The organism is Streptomyces sp. NPDC055078 (assembly GCF_053607985.1).
Genome location: NZ_JBSGUP010001019.1, coordinates 1 through 1870 on the forward strand (window position 1 = coordinate 1; position 1870 = coordinate 1870).

General features: G+C 75.5%; 2 protein-coding genes. Both read right to left on the reverse strand.

Features of this window, described 5'->3' with window-relative positions; genetic code table 11:
- On the reverse strand, positions 1-971 hold a 971-nt coding region (locus ACWF94_RS39710), incomplete at its 3' end, for a gamma-glutamyltransferase (protein WP_453500034.1).
- A 122-nt stretch (positions 972-1093) separates the two neighbouring features.
- Positions 1094-1870 (reverse strand): FadR/GntR family transcriptional regulator (locus tag ACWF94_RS39715; RefSeq protein WP_453500036.1); only part of this gene is annotated, 777 nt, incomplete at its 5' end.

The window sequence follows — 1870 nt, forward strand, 5'->3', positions numbered from 1 at the left end:
CCGGTGATCGCGGCGGCGAGGGCATCGAGATGTGCGCCGCCGAGGAGTTCGGCGACCGGCACCGGGGCCCGGCGGGGGTCGGCGAGATGCTCCTCGCGGTCCGCGGTGACCGCGTCGAAGACCCGTGCCGTCAGCTGGGCGTCGGCACCCAGCAGCTCCGCGCCGGACGGCAGCCGCTCGATCAGACCGAGGGCCTGGAGCAGATGCATGCCCTGCGAGTTCGGGGGAGCGGTGAGGTACTCCTCGCCGCGGAAGACGGCGGACAGCGGCGCGGTGGTCTCGGTGGTGTGCCGGGCGAGGTCGTCCGTGGTGATCGGTGACCCCAGTTCCCGCAGCCGGGCGACCACGGCGGCTCCGAGCGGACCCTCGTAGAACGCCTTCGGCCCGTCCGACGCCAGCAGGGCCAGCGACCGGGCCAGGGCGGGCTGCCGCAGCGGCGCCCCGGCGGCCGGCGGCTCCCCACCGGGGAAGAACACGGCGCGCATGCCGTCGTCGGACAGCAGTCCGTCCGCCTCCTGCCGCAGCGCGGTCGCCACCCCGGGCGCGGTGGGCACACCGTCGCGGGCGAAGCCGATCGCCTGGGTGAACAGCTGCCGCCAGGGCAGCCGTCCGGCCAGCTCGGACAGGGTGGCCCAGCCCGCGACGGCTCCGGGGACGGTCACCGAGTGCGGGCCGGTGACCGGCATCAGCGGGCCGGGCAGGGCGTCGGGATCGGCGGCGAGCGGCGCGGCACCGCTTCCGTTGACCGCGATCACCTCCCCGTCGGGCAGGGCGACGAGCGCGATGAGGTCGCCGCCCACCCCGCACTGGTGCGGATAGACGACGGTCAGCGCGATGGCCGCGGCGAGCGCCGCGTCGACGGCGTTGCCGCCGTCACGCCGGACGGCGTCACCCGCGCCGGTCGCCAGGGCATGGGGAGTGGCCAGACCGTACGACCGGGTGGGGGCGGGCGGGGACAGGGGCTGGGGCATGGTGAAGTGCTTTCCTCGGTGCGGCGGCGGGCGGCGGGGGTGTCGGGCGGCCACGCGGGCGGGCGGCCTGTGCGGTGGCGTGCGGTCGGGGCTGGGCGGGTGGCGTGTGTGGTGGCGTGCGGTCAGGAAGGGGTGAGCGGGTCGTGCAGCCCCCGGTCGAGCGTGTCGATGATCATGCCCTGGACCTCGCTGAGGTGATCCGCCATGGCCTGCGCCGCGGCGTCGCTGTCATGGCCGATGAGAGCCGCGAGGATACGGCGGTGCGCCCGCAAGGACGCGGCCAGGCGTTCGGCGCTCTGGTAGGCGGGGTCGCGCGAGGGGCCGACCCACTCATTGGTGGCTTCGAGGAGCCGGGTGAGCATGGGGTTGTGGGCCGCCCGGGCGACGGCGACATGGAACGCGCCGTCCAGCTCGATGAGGGCGGCCAGATTCCCCCGGTCGCGCTCCTTGTCGGCCCGGGACAGCAGCTCGGCGAGCTGCTGGAGATCGCTCTCGGTGGCGCGTACGGCCGCCCGCGCCGCGACCGGCGGCTCGACGGCGGAGCGCAGATCCATCACCTCGTGGACCAGCCGCGCGGCATCGGTCATGTCCCCGAGCTGGCGCGGATGGAGATCGGGCCGGGTCGCTCCGGTGACGATGGTGCCCCGGCCGGGCCTGCGGTCCACCAGACCGCGCAGCTCCAGCTCGCGCAGCGCCTCCCGTACGGAAGCGCGCGAGATCCGCAGCTCCTCGGCCAGATCCCGCTCGGCCGGGATGCGCTCGCCCGGAGCCAGCCGCCCCTCCTCGATCAGCCCTTGGAGCCGTCCGGCCAGCCGGTGGGGGCCGAGACCGGCCTCGGGAGCGATCAGGGTCCAGTCGATGGGCACCGGATGGCCTTTCGTCGGGGTCGGGGAGCGAGG